This window comes from Pseudotabrizicola algicola (assembly GCF_010915705.1).
GTDB lineage: Bacteria > Pseudomonadota > Alphaproteobacteria > Rhodobacterales > Rhodobacteraceae > Pseudotabrizicola > Pseudotabrizicola algicola.
This window is the reverse complement of the sequence record NZ_JAAIKE010000003.1, coordinates 332,571-350,375: the sequence shown is the minus strand read 5'-3', so window position 1 is coordinate 350,375 and position 17,805 is coordinate 332,571. Positions and strand designations below refer to the sequence as shown.

17 protein-coding genes are annotated in these 17,805 nt (G+C 64.6%); 10 read left to right on the top strand and 7 right to left on the bottom strand.

Features of this window, described 5'->3' with window-relative positions; translation table 11 throughout:
* Window positions 1-27: 27 nt before the first annotated feature.
* Window positions 28-684 carry a peroxiredoxin gene (locus tag G3572_RS11360; RefSeq protein WP_164611870.1) on the bottom strand — a complete coding sequence of 219 codons (657 nt, stop codon included), beginning with the start codon at window positions 682-684 and terminating at the stop codon, window positions 28-30.
* A gap of 287 nt (window positions 685-971) precedes the next feature.
* Between G3572_RS11360 and G3572_RS11355 the strand changes: the two genes are divergently transcribed.
* From G3572_RS11355 to G3572_RS11320, 8 genes are all read left to right on the top strand, one after another.
* Window positions 972-2,429: an aldehyde dehydrogenase family protein gene (locus tag G3572_RS11355; protein WP_164611868.1), complete on the top strand. Its 1,458-nt coding sequence runs from the start codon at window positions 972-974 to the stop codon at window positions 2,427-2,429.
* 259 nt (window positions 2,430-2,688) lie between these two features.
* Window positions 2,689-3,762: a coiled-coil domain-containing protein gene (locus G3572_RS11350; protein WP_164611865.1), complete on the top strand. Its 1,074-nt coding sequence runs from the start codon at window positions 2,689-2,691 to the stop codon at window positions 3,760-3,762.
* Entirely contained in the window at window positions 3,763-4,893 is a 1,131-nt protein-coding gene (locus G3572_RS11345) for a hypothetical protein (RefSeq protein ID WP_354004021.1), read from the top strand.
* A gap of 8 nt (window positions 4,894-4,901) precedes the next feature.
* A complete protein-coding gene (locus G3572_RS11340) occupies window positions 4,902-6,830 on the top strand; it encodes an AAA family ATPase (RefSeq protein ID WP_164611863.1) in 1,929 nt (642 codons plus the stop codon).
* Window positions 6,830-7,027: a hypothetical protein gene (locus G3572_RS11335; RefSeq protein WP_164611861.1), complete on the top strand. Its 198-nt coding sequence runs from the start codon at window positions 6,830-6,832 to the stop codon at window positions 7,025-7,027. Before G3572_RS11340 ends, G3572_RS11335 begins: the two co-directional genes overlap by 1 nt.
* The gene (locus G3572_RS11330) at window positions 7,024-8,385 is read left to right on the top strand and encodes a DUF6638 family protein (RefSeq protein ID WP_164611859.1); all 1,362 of its coding nucleotides are present in this window, start codon (window positions 7,024-7,026) and stop codon (window positions 8,383-8,385) included. Before G3572_RS11335 ends, G3572_RS11330 begins: the two co-directional genes overlap by 4 nt.
* The gene (locus G3572_RS11325; protein WP_164611857.1) at window positions 8,382-8,651 is read left to right on the top strand and encodes a hypothetical protein; all 270 of its coding nucleotides are present in this window, start codon (window positions 8,382-8,384) and stop codon (window positions 8,649-8,651) included. Before G3572_RS11330 ends, G3572_RS11325 begins: the two co-directional genes overlap by 4 nt.
* A gap of 7 nt (window positions 8,652-8,658) precedes the next feature.
* Entirely contained in the window at window positions 8,659-9,330 is a 672-nt protein-coding gene (locus G3572_RS11320) for a DUF1523 family protein (RefSeq protein WP_164611855.1), read from the top strand.
* A gap of 56 nt (window positions 9,331-9,386) precedes the next feature.
* On the opposite strand, the gene pheT is transcribed toward G3572_RS11320, so the two are convergent.
* On the bottom strand, window positions 9,387-11,795 hold the full coding sequence (gene pheT, locus G3572_RS11315; RefSeq protein WP_164611853.1) for a phenylalanine--tRNA ligase subunit beta: 2,409 nt from the start codon (window positions 11,793-11,795) through the stop codon (window positions 9,387-9,389).
* Window positions 11,796-11,964: 169 nt separating this feature from the next.
* Between pheT and G3572_RS11310 the strand changes: the two genes are divergently transcribed.
* Entirely contained in the window at window positions 11,965-12,111 is a 147-nt protein-coding gene (locus tag G3572_RS11310) for a hypothetical protein (RefSeq protein WP_164611851.1), read from the top strand.
* On the opposite strand, the gene pheS is transcribed toward G3572_RS11310, so the two are convergent.
* From pheS to G3572_RS11285, 5 genes are all read right to left on the bottom strand, one after another.
* The gene (gene pheS / locus G3572_RS11305) at window positions 12,108-13,187 is read right to left on the bottom strand and encodes a phenylalanine--tRNA ligase subunit alpha (RefSeq protein ID WP_435530972.1); all 1,080 of its coding nucleotides are present in this window, start codon (window positions 13,185-13,187) and stop codon (window positions 12,108-12,110) included. The genes G3572_RS11310 and pheS overlap by 4 nt on opposite strands.
* A 371-nt stretch (window positions 13,188-13,558) precedes the next feature.
* Window positions 13,559-14,290 (bottom strand): ABC transporter ATP-binding protein, encoded by a 732-nt coding sequence (locus tag G3572_RS11300; protein ID WP_164611849.1) that lies wholly within the window; start codon window positions 14,288-14,290, stop codon window positions 13,559-13,561.
* Complete coding sequence (locus G3572_RS11295; protein WP_164611848.1) at window positions 14,287-15,138, bottom strand: ABC transporter ATP-binding protein; 852 nt, start codon at window positions 15,136-15,138, stop codon at window positions 14,287-14,289. The genes G3572_RS11300 and G3572_RS11295 overlap by 4 nt, the downstream gene beginning before the upstream one ends.
* Window positions 15,135-16,037, bottom strand: a complete 903-nt coding sequence (locus G3572_RS11290; protein WP_164611846.1) for an ABC transporter permease — start codon at window positions 16,035-16,037, stop codon at window positions 15,135-15,137. Before G3572_RS11290 ends, G3572_RS11295 begins: the two co-directional genes overlap by 4 nt.
* Complete coding sequence (locus G3572_RS11285) at window positions 16,034-17,110, bottom strand: ABC transporter permease (RefSeq protein WP_164611844.1); 1,077 nt, start codon at window positions 17,108-17,110, stop codon at window positions 16,034-16,036. Before G3572_RS11285 ends, G3572_RS11290 begins: the two co-directional genes overlap by 4 nt.
* A gap of 94 nt (window positions 17,111-17,204) precedes the next feature.
* Between G3572_RS11285 and G3572_RS11280 the strand changes: the two genes are divergently transcribed.
* On the top strand, window positions 17,205-17,804 hold the full coding sequence (locus G3572_RS11280) for a helix-turn-helix domain-containing protein (RefSeq protein WP_164611835.1): 600 nt from the start codon (window positions 17,205-17,207) through the stop codon (window positions 17,802-17,804).
* Window position 17,805: the final 1 nt, after the last annotated feature.

Here is a 17,805-nt window from a genome sequence, read left to right as displayed (position 1 = left end):
CGGGGCCTTTCGCTGAACGTCACACCGTCACACGGGGCGTTTGGCAAAGCGCAGGTAGGGCAGCTTGATGTCAAGCTCGCCAAACTTTTCCTTGGCCTGCTCGTTGTTCAGCGACAGCGCGACAATCACATCCTGCCCCGGCACCCAGTTGGCGGGGGTGGCGACCGGAACACCATCGGTGGCCTGCACCGCATCGAGCGCGCGGAGGATTTCGGCGAAGTTGCGGCCCACCGACATCGGGTAGGTCATCGTCAGCCGCACCTTCTTGTCCGGCCCCACGATATAGACCGTGCGCACGGTGGCGGTGTTGGCGGGCGTGCGGCCTTCGGTCGGCAGGTAGTATTCGGCGGGCAGCATGTCATAGGCCTTGGCCACCGTCAGGCTGGTATCGTCGATGATCGGGAAGTCGGCGGGCGCGCCTGCAAACGCCTCGATGTCGCGCTTCCATTTGCCGTGGTCTTCCACCGAGTCGACCGAGACGCCGATCACCTTGGTGTTGCGCTTGGCAAATTCGCCCGCCAACTGCGCCACAGCGCCGAATTCCGTGGTGCAGACGGGGGTGAAGTCGCGCGGATGGCTGAAGATGATGGCATAGCTGTCGCCCAGCCAGTCGTGAAAACGGATCTCTCCGGCGGTCGAGTCGGCGGTGAAATCGGGGGCAATGTCATTGATGCGGATCGACATGGGACAACTCCTGATGTTGGTTGCCGCCAAGCTAGTGGGTTTGGAACAGAATTTCATCCCCCCGCGGTCTCTTGCGCGAAAAAGGGAAAAATCACCCAGCACAGCGCGGGCAGGCACCTGCTTTGTTCTGTTGCGCTGCGTGTTCGCAGGATGCGTCGCTTGCGCGGCCCCAAGCGCGGGAATGATCGAAACACGGCAGGCTTCCCGAAGGGCAGGTCGCAAAGATGCTTGCGCACGGGGCGGGGCGCGTCCACCCTGCGGTCAAATTCTTTTACGGGAGCAGAGCGATGCTGACAAAGCGCGATTTCTACATCAACGGCGAATGGGTCGCCCCGAAGACCCCCAGCGACCATCAGGTGATCAACCCGTCCAACGAAGAACCTTGCGCCGTGATCTCGCTGGGCGATCAGGCCGATACCGATGCCGCCGTCGCGGCGGCCAAGGCCGCGTTTCCGGCCTGGGCGGCGACGCCACCCGCCGAGCGCGCGCGTCTGGTGGCGGCCATCCTTGACCAGTATAACGCCCGCCTGCAGGAGTTCGCCGAAGCGATCTCGATGGAAATGGGCGCGCCGATTGATTTCGCGCTGCAGGAACAGGCGCCCTGCCTGCCCTGGCATACCGAAAACTTCCTCAAGGCATTCGAGCAGATCGAATGGGTGCGCCCGCTTGGCCCGCAGGCGCCGCGTTCGGCGGTCATCATGGAACCGATCGGGGTGGTCGGGCTCATCACCCCGTGGAACTGGCCGGTGAACCAGATTGCCCTGAAGGCGATTCCGGCGATGCTGGCGGGCTGCACCTGTGTGCTCAAGCCATCAGAGGAAAGCCCGCTGAATGCGATGCTGTTTGCCGAATTCTGCCATGATGCGGGGATTCCGCCGGGGGTGTTCAACCTTGTGAATGGCGACGGGGCGGGTGTGGGCAACCAGCTTTCCACCCATCCCGATGTCGAGATGATCTCCTTCACCGGATCGACGCGGGCGGGCAAGGCGATTTCCAAGGCCGCCGCCGAAACGCTGAAGCGGGTGACGCTGGAGTTGGGCGGCAAGGGCGCGAACCTGCTGTTTGCCGATGCCGATGACAAGGCGGTGGAACGGTCGGTGCGGCGGATGATGGAGAATACGGGGCAGTCGTGCAACGCCCCGTCGCGCCTGCTGGTGGAGCGCAGCGTTTACGAGCAGGCGGTGTCGCGCGCGGCCGAAGTGGCCAAGGCCATCAGCGTCGGCCCCGCGCATGAGGCAGGGCCGCATATCGGCCCCGTGGTCAACAAGCGCCAATGGGATCAGATTCAGGGCTATATCCAGAAGGGCATCGATGAGGGCGCGCGACTGGTCGCGGGGGGCCCCGGCCTGCCCGAAGGGTTCAACCGCGGCTTTTATGTCAAGCCGACCGTCTTTGCCGATGTGCGGCCCGGCATGACCATCGAGCGCGAAGAGATCTTTGGCCCGGTTCTGGCCATCCTGCCCTTTGACTCGGAGGAAGAGGCGGTGCGGATCGCCAATGACACGCCCTATGGTCTGACCAACTATGTCCAGACGGGCGATGCCCTGCGCGCCAACCGTCTGAGCCATGCGCTGAAATCCGGCATGGTCGAGATGAATGGCAAGTCGCGCGGCGCCGGCTCGTTCTTTGGCGGGGTCAAGCAATCGGGCCGCGCCCGCGAAGGCGGCATCTGGGGGCTGGAAGAGTTTCTCGAGGCCAAATCCGTTTCGGGCTATGATTTCACGCTCAGGGACGCGGCCGAGTAATCCGGCCACCCTGCCAGTCTGGAAGGCCCGGCACAGTCCGGGCCTTTTCCTTTCTGGCCGAGCGTGCCCATGCCGCGCCGCCTGCAATATTGGGGCTTGGCGCATGCAGGGGACTGCGGCAAGACTGCACCTGCGGGGCGTGCGGGGGATGGCGGCCCGCCGGAGGCCCGAGGCGCGTGCATTTTCTTTGAGACAAGCAATGTAATTCGGATTTACATACCCATATCAACGCGTGTGTCACAGTCCAGCGGAGGACAATATGGCTGATTTCAATGCGCAGATTCTCGAAAGCCAGAAGCAGGTGGCCGAGGCCCAAGCCAAGATCAGCGCGGTGACAAGCCGGATCGAGAGCGCGCGGCAGAGCCTCGATCAGGGCGAGGCCGCCATCGACATCGAAAACGCCACTCTGGAAGATGTGCACAAGCATGCCGAGGTGATGAACGCCAACATTGCCGAGCTGATCATGGGACTGGACGATGTGACATCGGCCTTTTCCAAGGATTTCGACGAGATGCGCTCGAAAACCGGAATGGAAAGTTTCATCGGGATTTTCAGCAGCGCAAAGTCCGAGGCCATGCGGCAAGAGCGGATGCGCACCGCCAGCATCGACGACAAGTTGCAAGATCTGATCGCCAAATCCGACGTGATCGTGAGATTGCTGCAAGGCCAGCTCGATCTTCTGAACAGCCAGAAGGCGCGGGTCGAGACGAACCTTTCTGCCACCTTGGCAGAGCGCGAGGCGACAGTGGCGACGCTGGAGGCGCTGCGCGCCGAGATTGCCGGACTGGACCCCACGATCATCGATCTGGAAAACCGGATCAGCGTCGAGCAGGACGCCGCCGCCCGCACGCGGCTGGAAACGCAATTGGCCGAGATCAACACCCGCTTCAACGCCTTGGTGCAGGACGAACAGGTGCAGCTGGCCAAAAGCCAGACGCTGGAGCGCTATATCGAAAAGGGCAAGACATGGATGGACAGCCTGCAGAATCAGGCGGCCACCCAGATGGTGCTGATCAACAAGCTGCAGACCGATACCAAGCAGCGGGTTGTCCTCTATGACGCGCTGTCCAGCAGTCTGAAAACCGCGCAACAGCAGGATGTGGCGCACCGCATCAACGAGATCGGCGTGAAAACCGACCAAGAGGCGCAGGCGGCGATGGCCGCAATCGGCTCGGCGACCAATGACCGTATGGCCGGGATGCTGGAGGCGCACGAGGGCCATATGGTCTTTGCCCGAAAGATCCTCGAGCAGAAGGCCAAGGCGGATGAGCGGTTCAACCGCCGCTTTGCCGCGATTGTCGAGAAACACGACAAGAACGCGTATGGGGAATAAGTGGCAAACGAGGTCAAGGCGCAGCTGACGAACGACCATACCGAGCTTTATGACACGCTGGTCGCGCGGCGCTATTTCGCCAAGTTCGACAATATCTCCGGCCATCTGGCCCGTGTCGCGGGCGAGTTGGAGCGCGAGGGCAGCCTGACCCGCACCGAGGCGCGGGTGCTGGGGCGCTATATCAGCGCCTTGGCCAGCACCTTTCGTGCGCTGTCCTGCAAATACCTGATGACGGGGCGGTCAGAGGTGGCACAGCGCCTGACCTTCGACCGCCACGAAAGCGGGTTTCCGGTCGCGCAAGAGCTGATGGTGATGGCCGTCGATGCCGCACAGGCGGGAAAGCATCTTTCGGGCAGCGCCTCGGTTGACGAGTTGAAGGACCGCATGATCCGCCGCATCGTGGGCGATCTGGCGCTGCCCACCGACCTGCAATTCGCGCTGTCGCAGCGGCTTTACCACGAGGCTCTGGCGCAAGGCGGCCTGTTTCTGGCCCGCAATGACCCCGATGCGCAGTGGATCGAGGACCGCAACGGCCGGCGTCACTATCTGGTGCATTGGGCGGTCTATGACACGCAGGTCAACCTGCCCGTGGTCTATCTGCTGGATCTGGAAGACAGCGGAAAACGCCCCCTGCCCTCCGATGACGGCCGCTGGCCCCGTGCCAAGCACCATCTGATGGCGCAATCGGTGGCGGGGCTGAAGCTGCTGACCATCGCGCAGGGCTTTGATACCGATTTCCCCACCCTGCACCCCAAGCGGTTGCGGCGCATCCATCTGGGGCCGATGTATTCGCACAGTTTCACTCTGCAATCGGGGCCGATCTCCGATGTGCTCGCCACCGCGCGCGCGCCCGAAGGGCAGGATTGGGCGCTGGTCTGGACGGTGGAGGATCTGCGCGCCGAACGCGTGGAGCAGGTCAGGGACGGCTGGTTCAGCACGGCAGAGCGGCAGATCTTCGCGCTCGACCCCTTTGCCGGCAAGGGGGCAGACACCGGCACCACGCGCATGGACCGCATGGTGGTGCTGCCCGAACAGCCCTATCAGGCCCTCGCGGAGCTGAACCCGCCGGGGTTTCGCGATGTCAGAAAGTTCGTTGTGGGGGCTGGCGGGCGCATCATCGCCACGCGCTAGGGGGCAATATGTCGACACGCGACACGATGGAACTGAAAGAGGAGACGATCCGCGCGCAGTATGACGCGGCGCTTGCCCTCTTGACCGGATTTGACCACGCGCCGCGCCTCGGCAAGGCGATGACACCCGACAGGGTGGAAGAGCGCTCGCCCGGGCTGGGCAGCCGTCCGCGGTTTCGGTCGACCACGCCCGGTCTGGTCACCCGCCCGACCGCGCGGCCCGGTGGCGTGCGCATCGTGGAGCGGGTCGAATCCGGCTCTGACGGTCTGCTCTCGCCCGCGCAAGCCTCGGTGCTGCATGCGCTGCGCCGCGCGCTTGCGATCGCGCTTGCCATGGGCGAGACCTTTGCCGCGCAATCGCCCTTGGGCGAGCTGAAAAAGGCCAATCTTGAAGGCCGCCTGCCCGACCTGCGCCGCGCCGAATTCACCGACCTTCTTGGTGCCGAAGCGTTGCTGTGCCTTTACACCTTTGCCAATGCGACCGCCTTCCTTCTGGCCCCGCATCTGGGCACCGCCAGCGTAGAGGTGGGCGCGGTGGATGAGGTGCTGACCGACAACGCCCCCCTCGCCCTGCAAGGCGCGCTGTGGGAGCTCGATCAGGACATTGCGCTGCATGCCAGCGACGACACGCGCCTTGCCGCCACCGTCGCCGCCTTTGCCGAAACGGTGATGGAAAAGGTCGCCCTGCGTGCCCAGACTGCCCCCCGCCTCGAGGCATTTACCGGCGCAAGCTGGAAGGTAGAGGCAGACGGGCTGACCATCGCGGGCTTCAAACCGGCCCGCGCTGCCAAAGGCGGCGCGCTGACGATGACCTTCAAGAAACCGCATGAGGTGGTGGGCAATCACATTGCCAAATACCAGTCGCTGCGGCTGGCCAAGATGCTGATGGCCTATGATTTTGAACGCCGCCTGAACCCTTTTGCGGAACTGGGCGGCTTTATCTTCACCTTCATGGGGGATGGCAAACCCGGCACCGGCAAGACCACGCTGATCCAGATGATGGCGGGACTTCTGAACGATTACTGCACGGTCGCGGGCTATCCGTTCCGCTATCAGAATTTCAGCATCGACCAGATCGACAGCTATCAGGGCAAATCCGGCCAGAACGCCAAGGCCTTTATCGATGCGGTGCTGGACCCTGCGGTGATCGGCTTCGGCACCATTGACGATATCGATCAGGTGGCGGGCAAGCGGGGGGACCGGCAATCGAGCGCGGGCCAGCAAGAGGTGACAGCTGTGTTCATGCAGGCCTTTGCGGGAGCTGGCACCGTGGTGCGCGGCAACTGCACCTTCGGCATGTTTTCCAACTTTCCCGAAAATGTGGATGATGCCCTGCGCCAGCGGGCGGGGGCGCGCTTTCTGGTCGACGGGCCGCAGACGCGCGAGGATTACATCGACATCCTGTCGCTGCTGCTGGGGAAGAACCATTCCATCCCCTTGGGAGACCACGATTTGTTCGCGGCACAGGAAATCAGGAAGGCCGTCGCCGCGAGTTTCGAGGGCCATTCCCGCCCGCATGAAGACGGGCTTGTCAAGGTCTGGGACAAGGTCACGGCAGAAATCGGGCCGCTGGACACCATCGCCAGGATCGGTCGCTATCTGAAGGCCATTCAGGAAGCCGACCCGCGTTTCACCGGCCGCGCCATCAAGAACATCACCGATGCGGTGAAGGTGCGGGCGATGGATTTCGAACTGCCCGATGACTGGATGGAAAAGCCGGACCTGTTCCTGTTCAAACCCTATGACGACAAGCTGGCGATGATCCGCAGCCTGATGACCCCGATCACGGTGGACATGGTGATCCAGGAGGTCAACCGTTACGCCGACAGCGAATTCCGCTATGCCGACAAATCGGACGAGGTGGCGATCGAAGGCATGCTGCGCGACTACCAGCGCAACGAGGAGGCTAAGCGGCGTTATCTGGAGGGCAAGGGGTGATGGCACACGAACCCGGCTGGGACGCAAAGGCAATCGCCCGGATCGCCAAAGAAAACCATGGCAGCACAACGGCAATGTTCGAGGCGCACAACTGGCCGGAGCGTGGCTCCAGGATGATGATTTCACAACAAAAGCACGTCAAAGAGCACTATGGCTCTGTCTTGGCCTTCGTTCAGCATCACGAAGGAAAGCAATGAAACGCCTCATCGAAAACGGCCTGATGTTTGGCAATCTGGTCGAGGTCAGCTCGCCCGCCCTTGTCGAGCGGTACAAACGGGCGATGAAGCATCTATGCGGGCGCGAGACGACGCTGCCGGATTTTCACATCGACATTTCCGGCTATTCGCCGGAAATCGGGGCGGAACTGGGGGATGATCTTTACCTCAACCCCAAGGGGGCCAACCGGCAATTCATCCTGCTGACCACGGCGCAAAAGAATGCGCCGTTGCTCAACTCGAAATTCTCGACCAGTCGCGGGATCATCCGGCAATTCATCGAAACAAACGAGGCGCAGCTTTTCGCGCTGACCGCGCGGGATGCGGTGGCGGGGTCCTTGCAGAACTCGGTCTATGAAATCTCGACGCCCGCCAAGCTCTTGGACATCCGCCGGATCACGGTCGAGGCGGATACCATCGGCGGGCACGTGGCGGATGCGGGCAAGCTGGCCGCCCTGATCGAGCGGTTCCGCACCGAGCCGGATGGCTGGCGCGATGATCTGCTGATCGCCGAGATGATCGGTCTTGCAAAGCGCACCGGAGATGTGACGCGGGTGCCGATCCATCTGCCGCAGATGGCCTTCGAGCAGCCGAATTTCTGGACCAGCCATTTTGGCGGGCTGTATGTGTTCCGCGATCTGCCCAGCCCGGCGCTGATTGCCGCGATGCCGCGCGAGAGTTTGGGCGCGGTGCCGATCTCGCAGGTGTTCGATCTGACCCAGCGCAACCAGGTTGCCGACTGGCTGGAGCGCAACCAGCTGGTCGAACCCATCGTGCAGGCGCGGGGGATGGATGCGGCGGCGGTGATCCGGCAGAAGATGGATTTCATTCTGGTGGAAGCGGCGGACCGGCTGGGGCTGGAAATCGGCGATGCGCGTCGCACGGAATTGCGCGCCCTCGCACATCGGCTGGGGGATGCCCTGCCGCCCGAGTTTCAGGGGCTTGCGGCGCTTTTGCGCTGGATCGAGGCGGGCGGACCTTGGCCGCGCATCACCAGCGAGCATCCGGCCTATTTCTACACGCTGCGGGCGCGCGCCCATAAGGACCGCGATCTGGTAAACATGCTGCTGTCGGAACTGGCCCCGCTGGATGTGCGCCAGATGTTCATCGTGCACAAAGAGCTGTTCTACGCCAGCTATGCCCACTGGTCGGAGCGCAAGCGCCGCTATGTCGCCGAGTTTCTGGTGCGGGAATATGTGGTCGACAAGCAGGGGGCGCGTGCGGCGCTGTTCGGCCCCGAACCCGGCATGGATGAACGCAGCCGCCCCGAGCCGCGCCCCGCGCGCGATCTGGGCCCGGTGGTCGGGCCTTGGGGCAAGGCACAGGGGCGACGGGCATGATCCTTGGCTGGGTCAGGCTGGCGGTCATCGGTTTTGCCGCCCTGACGGTGGTTTATCTGGTCATGCGGGTCTACCTGCGGTCCGTCCGGCGCGAGCGGCTGGAAAAGCGTTTCGACGCGGGCGGCATTGCGGGGGACCGTGCCGCCTATATCGAAAAGGGCATGGCCATTTATGACAGGGGCTTGAAGAAGCGGCTTCTGTGGCTCATCTACGTCGTCCCGGCCGTTGCTGTTGTGGTGACGCTCTACATCCTGAACTTTCAGTGAGGCGGCAATGCGTTATGTGAAATGGGGCTTCTGGCTGATGCTGGCGACGCTGGTGTTCGGCTTTTTGCACTACACCCTGCCGCAAACCGATATCGTGCGGATCGTCGGCACCGAGAACCGCCGCGTGGACATCGGGGACAACTCGATTTTCTGGAGCCGCGCCGAGGTGGGAATGGCCAATTCCACTTCGCGCGATGTGTTCTTCATCAATGCGGTCTACCCGAATGGCCGGACGATGGAATACCGCAACGAAGATACCGGCTGGGGCTGGCCGCCCTATTTCAAGATCAACAGTTTCGGCTTGCAGACACAGGCCAAGGAAGCGGTTTCGACCGACGCGGCCCCCGTATGGGTGGCCCTGCGCCATTATGGCTGGCGCAACCAGTTCTTCACCATCTTCCCGAATGCGGTGTCGATCAAGCGCGTGGCCGGTCCCGATGTGACGCTGATCCCTTGGCTGAACATCGTGATCCTGACCTTCCTTGCCTTTGTGCTGTTCATGATCCGGCGGGTCTGGCTGCAATTCCGCGAGCGCACCATCGACCCTGCGCTGGAGGACGTGGCCGAGACTTGGGATGCAGTCGATGCGCGGGCCGACGCAGCGCGCGACCGCGCCAAGGGGGTGTTTGGCAGCCTCTGGGCGTGGCTGGCAAGCTGGCGCAGCAAACCGCGCAAATGAAACCGCCGCGCGGCACGGGCCGCGCGGCGTCAAAGTTGGATGTGCGGTCTGCGCAGTCAGGCGCGCAGGGTGCCGCCCGTGGCTTTGGTCACCTTATCGATGACCTTGGCTGACACCGCCTCGATCTCGGCCTCGGTCAGCGTCTTGCCGGTGGGCTGGAGGCGCACGGTCAGGGCGATGGATTTCTTGCCTGCCCCCATCTGCGCCTCGGCCTTGTCACCGGTGAACTGGTCGAAGATGCGCACCGACTCGATCAGCGCCTTATCCGCCCCGAGCGCCGCATTCACCGCCGTAAGCGCTTCGACCGTGCTATCGACGACAAAGGCGAAATCGCGTTCCACCGCTTGCAGATCGCTGATCGCGAGCGCCGGACGGGTCGGGGTTTTTGTCTTGGGGAACGGGATGTTGGCGACCTGGATGGTAAAGGCCACCGCCGCGCCCTTGATGCCCATTTCGGCAAGCACCTTGGGGTGAACCTCGCCAAAGGTGGCCATGACATTGGGGCCAAGCCCGATCACGCCAGACCGCCCCGGATGCCACCACGGGGCCACCTTGCGGCTGATCTGGACCCGCGCGGGCGCGCCAAGCGCGGCCAGCACGGCCTCGACATCGGCCTTGGCATCGAACACATCCACCGGACGGCGGCTGCCATAGGGATCACGCGGGGCGCTGTGGCCGACAAGGAGGCCTGTGGCGTGCAGATGCTGCTCTCCGGGTTCGCCGCCAAAGAAGGTGGGGCCGATTTCGGCAAGCGCCAGATCCATGAAGCCGCGCGCCTGATTGCGGGCCGCGGCGCGCAGAAGGCCGGGCAGCAGGTCGGGGCGCAGATGGCTCATCTCCGAAGAAATCGGGTTGTCGATCCGCACGGCATCTGTGCCGCCGCCAAACAGCTTGGCCGCTGCTTCGTCGATGAAGCTGTAGGTCACGCATTCATTATAGCCCAAGGCCGCGATCGTGCGCCGCGCGATCCGCTCGCGCTGCTGCAGGGGCGTCAGGATGGGGCGCGGCACACCTGCCGCGACACGCGGCAGCGGTTTGCCCACCAGCTTGGTCAGCGACGCGACGCGCGCCACCTCTTCGACCAGATCGGCCTCACCCAGCACATCGGGTCGCCAGCTTGGCGGAGTGGCCATGTCACCTGCAAGGGTGAAGCCCAAGGCTTCCAGTGTGGCGCGCTGCTCGACCTCGGGGATATCCATGCCGACAAGGCTGATCACGCGGGCAGGGTCCAGCCGATAGCTGCGGGTGGTGTCCAGAGGCGCGCCGTCCTGCGCAAGATGGCTGGGCGTGCCGCCGCACAGGTCAAGCACCATCTGCGTAGCAAGGTCGAGCCCCGGCAGGGTGAAGGCCGGATCAACGCCGCGTTCAAAGCGGTAGCGCGCATCGGAGTTGATCCGCAGCGCGCGGCCCGTGGCGGCGATGGTGATCGGGTCCCACCACGCGGACTCAAGGAAGACATCGGTGGTTTCCGGCGTGCAGCCCGAAGCTTCTCCGCCCATGATCCCGGCGAGCGACTCGACCCCCGCATCGTCGGAAATCGCCATCATGCCTTCGCGCAATGCATAGGTCTTGCCATCCAGCGCCAGAAACGTCTCGTCGCCCTTGGCGGGATGGATCCGCAGCGCGCCCTTGACCTTGGCGGCGTCAAAAACGTGCAGCGGGCGGCCAAGACCGAAGGTGAAATAGTTGGTGATGTCGACAAGCGCCGAAATCGGACGCAGACCGATGGCCTTGAGCCGCTGCTGCAGCCAGTCGGGCGACGGGCCATTGGTGACGCCGCGGATAAGCCGTCCCGCGAAATGCGGGCACCCCTTGGCCTTCAGCGCGGGATCGATCCGGACCGCCACGGGGCAATCGAACTGCCCTTCGATCAGCGGAATATCCAGCGGCCGCAGAGTGCCAAGCCCGCGCGCGGCCAGATCGCGCGCAATGCCCCGCACCCCCAAAGCATCGGGCCGGTTCGGCGTGATCTTGATATGGATCATCGGGTCCACGGTGCCGGGGCGGTTCGAGGCAAGCCAATCGGTGAACTTGTCGCCCACCTCGCCCGAGGGCAATTCGATGATGCCGTTATGCTCGTCCGAAAGCTCCAGCTCCCGCTCCGACGCCATCATGCCGTGCGACTCAACGCCGCGGATCTTGCCGACGCCCAAGGTGGTGTCGATGCCCGGCACATAGTCGCCCGGTTTGCACAGCACCACCGTGATGCCCGCCCGTGCATTGGGCGCTCCGCAGACGATCTGCTTTTCGCCTTCATCCGTCAGCACGCGGCAGACGCGCAGACGGTCGGCATCGGGATGCTGCGTCGCTTCCAGCACCTTGGCGATGGTAAAGGGGGCCAGTTTGGCGGCGGGGTTCACCACCTCTTCCACTTCGAGACCCAGATCGGTCAGGGCATAGAGGATGTCATCAAGCGAAGCCTCGGTGTCGAGGTGGTCCTTGAGCCAGGAGAGGGTGAATTTCATCGCGTTCGTCCCTTGGATATCTTGGTTTCGGCCTTATCGCAAAGCCGCGCAGAGGGGAAGCGGCGCGGCGGGGGTTTCCGGGATGGAAACGGGTTGTCGCGCCACCAGCGTGCAGTTCGCCACAATCTTGCTGAACCGGTCCGCTAGACACAGGGGCATGATGGACCCGATGCTCACCAAACCCAAGAACCACAAGGCCAGACATTCCTGGCTTCTCATCCTGATGATCGGGATCGCCGCCCTGTGCTTTGTGCTTGCCGCACAAGGATTTCAGACCGTCGCGGAAATACTGGTGCAGCCGATCGAGCGCGGCTAGCGGCTCAGGCCGCCTGCCAGATCGGGCATGTCGAGCGCCGAGAATCCGTAATGGCGCAGCCAGCGCAGATCGGATTCGAAAAAGGCGCGCAGATCGGGGATGCCATATTTGAGCATGGCAATCCGGTCGATCCCCACCCCGAACGCAAAGCCCTGCCATTCATTCGGGTCCACGCCGGCCGCGGCCAGAACCTTGGGGTGCATCATGCCGGACCCGAGGATTTCCATCCACTTGTCGCCCTCGCCGATGCGAAGCTGGCCGCCGACGTTGGAGTAGCGGATATCGACCTCGGCCGAGGGTTCGGTGAAGGGGAAATGCGAGGCACGGAAGCGCAACTCTACCTTGTCCACCTCGAAGAAGGCGCGGCAGAACTCTTCCAGCGTCCACTTCAGGTTGGCCATGCTGATGTCGCGGTCGATGGCGATGCCTTCGACCTGATGGAACATCGGGGTGTGGGTCTGGTCCATGTCCATCCGGTAGACGCGGCCCGGGGCGATGACGCGCAGGGGAACGCCCTGATCCACCACCGCCCGGATCTGCACCGGGCTGGTGTGGGTGCGCAGCACGTGGGGCGGGCGCGGGTCGTTCGGGTCGCGGTGCATGAAGAAGGTGTCATGCTCTTGCCGGGCCGGATGCTCGGGGGGGATGTTGAGGGCGTCGAAGTTATACCAGTCGCTCTCGACCTGCGGGCCCTCGGCCACGGAAAAGCCCATGTCGGCGAAGATGGCGGTCAGCTCTTCCATCACCTGGCTGACGGGGTGGATGGTGCCGCGCGGGCGGGGGCGGGCAGGGAGCGTCACGTCCAGCCACTCGGCCCGCAGCCGGGCATCGAGGGCCGCGTCCGAGAGGGCGGCCTTGCGGGCGCGCAGGGCGGCGTCGATCTCGTCCCGCAGGAGGTTCATCGCGGCCCCTGCGGCCTTGCGTGCCTCGGGGTCCATCTTGCCAAGGGTGGCCATCAGGGCCGAAATCTCGCCCTTCTTGCCAAGGGCCGCCAGCCGGACCTCTTCCAGCGCGGCCTCGCTCGACGCCCCGGCCACGGCCTCGATATACTTGCCCCGAAGGTTGGTCAGGTCCATCTTGCTTCCCCTTGGATGATGCGGTTCTGGGTTAGCGGGACAGCGGCGCGGATGCAAGAGGCAGCCACTGTCCCCGCTGTGTTACACGCGCACGGCGCAAGCAAAATCAACGGGTTAGCCAACGGGGATTCATGTGTTGTTAAGACGTTTGCGAGGTTGGCCGCATGCGTGCGCGGTTCGGCCCTGCGTCTTGAACCCGCCCCGTGCGCCTGTCTGGCGCTTTCGCCGCCCGCGCGGCACCGCCTTGGCCGCGCGGACCGCGCAAGGGACTGTGCCGACACCGCCCGCAAGGGCGGCGCGCAACGGTTTGCCCCCCTGCCCCCCTGCCCCGCCAAGGCGCGGATCATGCGCCGGAGGGGACAGAGGCCCTGTCAGGCCATGCCTTCGGAGCGGGCCAGCAGTTCGCGGCCATAGTCGCTGGTCAGGGCGCGGCCGCGCAGGGCGGCGACATCGGCGGTTTCTACCACCCGCCCCGCCCGAAGCACCGCCAGACGGTCGCAGAGAAAGGACACGACCGGCAGATCATGGGTGACCAGCAGGAAGGTCAGCCCCTGTTCGGCACGCAGCCGTTTGAGAAGGTTCAGGATTTCGGCCTGCACCGAGACATCCAGCGCGCTGGTGGGTTCGTCGAGCAGCAAGACCTTGGGGGACAGCATCAGCGCACGGGCAATCGCCACGCGTTGCCGTTGCCCCCCTGACAACTGGTGCGGCAGCCGGAAGCGGAAGCGCCGCGCCAGCCCCACGGCATCGAGCATGGCCAGCACGCGGGCGTCGCGGTCGGGCAGGCCGTGGATGGCGAGCGGTTCGGACAGGGCATCATCGACGGTGCGGCGCGGGTGCAGGCTGCCGTAGGGGTCCTGAAACACCATCTGCACCTGCGCGGCCTGTGCGCGGCTGCGCGAGCGGGTGACGGGTTGCCCGCCCACCGTCATCTGCCCCGACCAGTCATCCACCTGACCGGACAGTGCCTTGAGGATGGTCGATTTGCCCGAGCCGCTTTCGCCCACGAGGGCAAAACTTTCGCCCTGCGCCACGGCAAAGCCGACGTTGTGCAGCACGGTCGAGGGGCCGTAGCGGACCGTCAGATCATCGACGCGGATCATGGGCGGGCCTCCTGTCCGACCCGCGCCAAGGCGGCACGGTCGAGCACCGGCAATTCGGAGCGGTCTTCGTCGAGCCGTGGCAGGCTGGCGATCAGCCCGCGTGTGTAGGGATGCGTTGCGGCATGCAGCGCGCCGGGGCCGATTTCTTCCACCACCTCGCCGTTGAACATCACCAGAATGCGGTCGCACCAGCGGGCCACCATGTTGAGGTCATGCGAAATCAGCATCAGGCCCATGCCGCGCCGCCGAACCAGATCATCCATGATCGACAGAACCTGTTCGCGCACCGAGACATCGAGGGCGCTTGTCGGCTCGTCGGCGATCATCAGATCAGGTTCCAGCACCACCATCATCGCGATCATCACGCGCTGGCCCATGCCGCCCGAGACCTCGTGCGGGAACAGCCGCGCCACGCGGTCGGGGTCGTCGATGCGCACCGCCTCGAGCGCGTCGCGCACCTTGGCGCGACGTGCGGCGGCAGAGAGGGAGGTGTGAAACTCCAGCGCCTCGGCAATCTGGTCGCCGATGCGGATCACGGGGTTCAGGCTGAACTTGGGGTCTTGCAGCACCATCGACATCCGCGCCCCGCGCAGCGCGCGGTAGTCTTTTTCCGACAGGGTGGTGAGGTCTATGCCGTCAAACTGCATCCGCTGCGCGGTGACACGCCCCGGGGGGGCGATGAGGCCCATCAGGGCGCGACCGGTCATCGACTTGCCCGAGCCGGATTCGCCCACGATGCCCAAGCGTTCGCGCCCCAGATCGAAGGAGAGGCCGCGCACCACCTCGACCCGCCCGCCCGAGGGGCGCGGGAAGCTGACCCGAAGGTCCTGAACCGAAAGCAGGGTCATGATTTGCTCCTTTGCCGTGGGTCGAGCACATCGCGCAGCCCGTCACCGAAGAGGCAGAACCCCAGTGACACGATGACGATGGCAAAGCCGGGCATGGTGGCGACCCACCATTGGTCGAGGATGAAGGCGCGGCCCTTGGAGATCATCGCGCCCCATTCGGGCAAGGGCGGCTGCGCGCCAAGGCCGAGGAAGCCCAGCCCTGCGGCGGTCAGGATGATGCCCGCCATGTCCAGCGTGACGCGGACGATGGTGGAGGACATGCAGAGCGGCAGGACGTGCAAGGCGATGACCCGCGCGTGGCTGGCCCCCTGCATCTGCACCGCGACGATGAAATCGGACCGCCGGAAGGTCAGCGTTTCGGCCCGCGCGATGCGGGCGTAGACGGGCCAGGCGGTGATGGCGATGGCGATGACGGCGTTCTCGATGCCGGGTCCGAGGGCGGCAACGAAGGCGAGGGCAAGGATCAGGCGGGGCATCGACAGGAAAATGTCGGTCAGCCCCATCATCACGCGGTCGACCCAGCCGCCGAAATAGCCCGACACCGCCCCGATGACGAGCCCGAGCGGAGCCGAGATCACCGCGACCAGCATCACGATGTAAAGGGTGATCCGCGCGCCGTGGATCACGCGCGACAGGATATCCCGCCCCAGTTCGTCGGTGCCCATCCAATGCGCGGCAGAGGGGGGCTGCAGGCGGTTGGTCAGCATCCCCTCGACGGGGGAATAGGGGGCGAGCCACGGCGCGAAGGCCGCGACGACCAGCAGCGCCACGATGATTGCCAGCCCGACCATCGCCAGCGGGTTGCGCGACAGATCGCGGGCGAGCCGCCATGCCTGCCCCGCCCGCGCCTGCGCGCGGGTTGCCGGGTCTTCGTCCATCAGCCAAGCGCGGGAAATCATGTGCGAGCCCTCGGGTCCAGCAGGCGGTAGAGCAGGTCTGACCCCTTGTTGATGCCGATGAACACCGCCCCGATGACGAGCGTGGCCCCCAGCACAGCGTTCATGTCGGCGTTCAGGAGGGCCGTGGTCAGGTAATTGCCGATCCCCGGCCAGGAGAACACGGTTTCGATCATGACCGATCCTTCCAGCAGGCCCGCGTAGGACAGGCCGATGACCGTCACCAGTTGCACGCGGATGGGGCGGAAGGCGTGGCGCCAGATGACCACCCGTTCGGGCACGCCCTTGACGCGGGCGGTGGTGATGTATTCCTGCCCCAGTTGTTCCAGCATGAAGCTGCGGGTCATGCGGGCGATGTAGGCGAGCGAGAAGAACCCGAGGATCGTGGCGGGCAGCACGATATGCGATGCCGCGCTGCGCAGCGCGGCCCAGTTGCCGGCGATCAGCGAGTCGACCAGGAGCAAGCCGGTGCGAACGGGGACCATGCCGTCGAGAAAGAGGTCGATCCGCCCCGGGCCGCCGACCCAGCGCAGCTTGGCGTAGAACAGCACCAGCCCCACCAGACCCAGCCAGAAGGCCGGAATGGCATAGCCCGCCAGACCGACCACGCGGATGACCTGATCCACCCATGTCCCCTGCCGCGCTGCCGCCAGCACGCCCATCGGCACACCCACCACAACGCCGATCAGGATGCCGATGGTGGCCATTTCCAGCGTTGCCGGAAATACGCGCGCAAGATCGCTCGCCACCGCGCGCCCTGTGGCGACGGATTGGCCCAGATCGCCCTGCACCACCGCGCCGACATAGCGGGCGAACTGCACGAGCAGCGGGTCGTCCAGCCCCATCGCGAGGCGCACGGCGTCATAGGTTTCCCTGCTTGCGCGGTCGCCCACCACGGCAAGCACCGGGTCGATCGGCACCACGCGGCCGATGACGAAGGTGATGGCCAGCAGCCCCAGAAAGGTCAGCGCCACGGTCAGAAGCACGCCGCCCGCAGCCAGCAGGCCACGGGCAAGGCGGGGTCCGGCATCACGCAGCGCGGCGGTCTGGTCGCCGGGCGTCAGGGTCTGGGTCATGGCAGAGGTTCCCGTTAATATTTTTTTTCACGTTATCAAAAATTTTTGACTTAGCAAAATTTTTTTACTAGCGTGAGTCGGGAAGGAGAGTGCCATGTCTCAACCCATGCGACAGCCTGACCCGGCCCCGCCGCTTGCCTTCGGCGGCCGCATCCGCGATTTGCGGCGCAAGGCGGGGCTGACGTTGCAGGTTCTGGCGGATCAGGCGGGCATCTCGGTCGGTTTCCTGTCACAGGTGGAGCGCGACAAGGCCACGCCCTCGCTTGCCACGCTGGCGGGTCTGGCGGCGGCGCTGGGGGTGGAGATCGACTGGTTCATCGCCACGCCGCGCCCGTCCGACAGCATCAGCCGTCATGGCGAGCGGCCCAGCTTTGCCATCGCCGACAGTTCCTTGCGCTATCAGCGGGTCAACAGCACCCTGCCCGGCGGCGTCCTGTCGTCGCTCATCATCGAAATCCCTGTCGGCTATGCCTCGGAAATCGCGGCCCATACCGGCGAGGAGCTGATCTATCTGCTGGAAGGCACCCTGCGCCAGACACTGGGCGATGCGGTGTTCGTGCTGCATCCCGGCGACAGCCTGCATTTCATGGGGGATACCCCGCATTCCTTTGCCAATATCGGGGAAACACCGGCCCGCCTGTTGTGGACCGGAACGTCGCCCCGCCTGATCGGACGATCCCCCGAAAGCCCGTAGC